Source organism: Bartonella chomelii, from assembly GCF_014138465.1.
Classification (GTDB): domain Bacteria; phylum Pseudomonadota; class Alphaproteobacteria; order Rhizobiales; family Rhizobiaceae; genus Bartonella; species Bartonella schoenbuchensis.
Window position 1 is genome coordinate 1 of sequence record NZ_JACJIR010000018.1, and the last position, 3,547, is coordinate 3,547.

General features: G+C 42.8%; 1 protein-coding gene. It reads left to right on the plus strand.

The annotated features are described in order from the left end of the window. Positions 1-36: 36 nt before the first annotated feature. Positions 37-3,547 (plus strand): hypothetical protein (locus GGR10_RS06665; protein WP_182480438.1); only part of this gene is annotated, 3,511 nt, incomplete at its 3' end.

The window sequence follows — 3,547 nt, forward strand, 5'->3', positions numbered from 1 at the left end:
GTATCTTTGGTTAGAGCTGTTTCATTAGGGGCGGTAATGGCTGGGCTTTTGTCGAGTGTTTCTCCAGTTTTTGCTTCTCATCTTTCTTCAACGGGGTCGACAGTTCAAAGTGTAAGTGCAGGTGTGGTTTCTGCCAATGTTGCTCATGGGCGTGTTGGGGTGGCTAATGGTGATCGTTCTTGTGGGGTGGACCAAGTTGTTAGCCGTGGTTTATCACGGTCGAGTAAGAAAGTATCTGCAGAAGAGCAGTATAAGAAATTGACTAAAAATCAGCTTTCTGATGGTTCTGGTGGCTATTCCTTTGAGAGTAGTTGTGGGGCTGATGCATCAGTCAATGCATTAACGAGTGCAAGTGCACGTTCTTCAATTGATGTAGATGGAACGACAAACGATTGGTTTTTGGAAGAAAATAATACCATCAACTGGTCTGTTAATACAAGATCTGTCAATACAACGGGTGCACGTTTTGCTGGCGGGCAGATGAGGGGAGTGTCAAGTTTTACTCTTTGTCCAAGTGCGCGAGATGACGGGGATATTGTGTGTATCGGTCCGAATGCTAATGCGGGATGGAATAACCGTAAGGGTGTTGCTTTAGGTAAAGACGCTATAAGTCCTGAGAGAGCTATTAGGGGACAACTTCTTGGTTATAATCCTATGACTAATGAATGGTCAACTAACTCAAGTGGTGCGTGGAAGGCTACTTACGACCCAGTCTCTTTTGGTACTGAGGATGGTCGGGTAACACGACAGATTACGGGGGTGGCTGCTGGTCGTTTGGATACTGATGCAGCAAACGTCGCTCAGCTAAAAGCATTAAGAGACTGGGTACAGAGAGAAGGGTTTGACTGGGAGATTTCTGTTCAGGGGAATAGGTGGAAAGTTAGCGCAGGTCAGACTGTCCACTTTAGGGAAGGTAAAAATATTAACATCTCCTCGGGAGAGAAAGGGGGATCACCTGTTCTCAACTTTGGTCTAGCTGATAATGTTGAGCTAAAGAGTATTGAAATAGTTGATGGTCCGAAGATAGATGGCAATGGGATTGATGCTAAGAATAAAAAGATTACAAACTTGGCTGAAGGAAAGATTACTGCAGAATCAACAGATGCAGTTTCAGGTAAGCAGCTTTTTGAGGTTAGGCAGAAGATTGAAAAGTTTGACAGTACTATTACATCTGTGAGAGAAGATATCGAAAAGCTTAGTAAAGGTGTTAATCTTGCTTTAGGGGGTGATGCGGATGTGGAGAAGAGTCAACAGCCGAAGTATACCATTCAGACAAAGCCGTATACTGGTGTTGAGAATGCCTTTAAGGGCGTTGATAGTAAACTAACAGAGCTTGCTGGGAAGATAAGCGTTTCGGTTGATCCAGATGGAGCTTATATTTCTCATGATTCGAGTAATAATAAGCTCAGCATTGGTAAAGATTACTTAGGTACTGAAGTCTCTATTGCTAACAAAGATAAACAAGCTCGCAAACTCACCGGTTTGAAAGGTGGAGAAATTAAAGAAGGCTCGACAGAAGCAATAACAGGAGCGCAGCTTCATGGGGTGGATAAGGCTGTTAAGGAGTTGACGAGTACTGCTCAGAAGGCTGAGAATGATATTTCAAAAATGGCTAAAAATATTGATGAGTCTTTAGGTGGTGACTCAAATATATTGGGCGAAAAAAGACCAGTTTATTCAATTCAAGGGGTAAGGTTGATTGGTGTTGGTTCTGCCTTTATAAATGTTAATAATGCACTGACGGAACTTAACCGGAAGGTTGACGATGCAGTGAGTGAGCTGAATAAGAGCCTTGTAGCGCAAGAGAAAGGAACGAATATCATCACCATAGGTGAGGGAGTTGTTGGTGATAAGATCTCCATTCTTAATAAAGATAAAAATCCACGTAAACTTTCTGGTTTGAAGGATGGAGAAGTTAAAGAAAGTTCGAAAGATGCGGTGACAGGTAATCAGCTTTTTGAGCTGGGCAGTAATATATCTCAGTATTTAGGTGGTGGTGCAGATGTACTGAAGGGTACGAAACCAAAGTATGAAATTCAGACAAAGTCGTATGATAATGTTGGAGCAGCCTTTGTAGGTGTTGATGGAACACTGACGGAGCTTGATCGAAAGATTAAGAGTGCGGAAAGCAGCCTCATTGTGCATCAAGAGAAAGATTCGCATAAGATTACCATTGGTGCTAAAGTGGAAGGTGGGGAGATCTCCATTGCCAATAAGACAGGAGGACTGCGCAAACTTACCGGTTTAGAAAAGGGGGCGGTTGATGCAGGCTCAAAAGATGCAGTAACAGGTGCGCAGCTTAATGAGGTTAAAGAGAAGTTTGAACCGCTTAATGCTACTGTTGAGAAGGCTGAGAATGATGTTTCAACTTTAAATACGAAACTTAATGAGTTTTTAGGTGGTGAAGCAGATGTACTAGGAGGTAAGGCGCCCACTTATAACATTGATAGTCAAAAGTATACTGGTGTTGAGGATGCCTTTAAGGGTGTTGATAGTAAGCTGACAGAACTTTCTGGTAAGATTAGTACTGTTGAAAAAAACGACCTTGTAAAGCAGGAAGTATCGAATATCATCACCATTGGAGGTAGCGTAGAAGGTGGTGAAATCTCCATTGCTGGTAGTGCAGGCTTACGCAAACTTACCAATTTGGAAGATGGGCAAGTTAATACAGATTCAACAGATGCAGTGACAGGTAAGCAGCTTCATAAGGTTCAAGAGAAGCTTGATCCGCTCAATGTTATTGTTAAGAAAGCTGAAAGTGATGTTTCAACTTTGGTTGAAAGTCTTAATAAGTCTTTAGGTGGTGACGCGGATGTACTGAAGGGTGAACAGCCGAAGTATGAAATTCAGAGTGAAAGCCGTACTGGTGTTGCAGCAGCCTTTAAGGGCGTTGATGAAACATTAACCGATCTTTCTAAGCAGGTTGCAGGTGTCACGGAAGCGATGGGGAATAGCCTTGTCGCGCAAGATGACTCGAAAATCACGATAGGTGCTAAAGTTGAAGGTGGAGAGATCTCGATTGCTAGTAGTCAAGGACTACGCAAGCTTACTGGTTTGGAAGAGGGGACAGTTGATGAAGGTTCAACGGATGCGGTTTCAGGTAAGCAGCTTTATAAGGTTGAACAGAACGTTAAGGAGTTGACGAGCACTGTTGAGCAGGCTGGAAGTGATGTTTCAAAATTGGCTACAAATCTTGATCTTTCTTTAGGTGGTAATTCCAACGTATTAGAAGGTACAGCTCCGAAATATAACATTCAGAAACAAGACCGTACAGGTGTTGAAGATGCCTTTAAGGGAGTTGATGAAACATTAACCAAGCTTTCTGAGCAGGTTGAAAGTGTCACGGGTGTGGTGACTAATAGTCTTGTTGCGCAAGATGACTTAAATGTCATCACGATAGGAGCTAAGGCTGAGGGTGATAAGATCTCCATTGTCAACAGCAGTAAAGACCCACGCACACTTACTGGTTTGAAGGATGGGAAAGTTGATGCAGGCTCAACAGATGCGGTTACAGGTAATCAGCTTCATAAAGTGGATGAAGATGTTA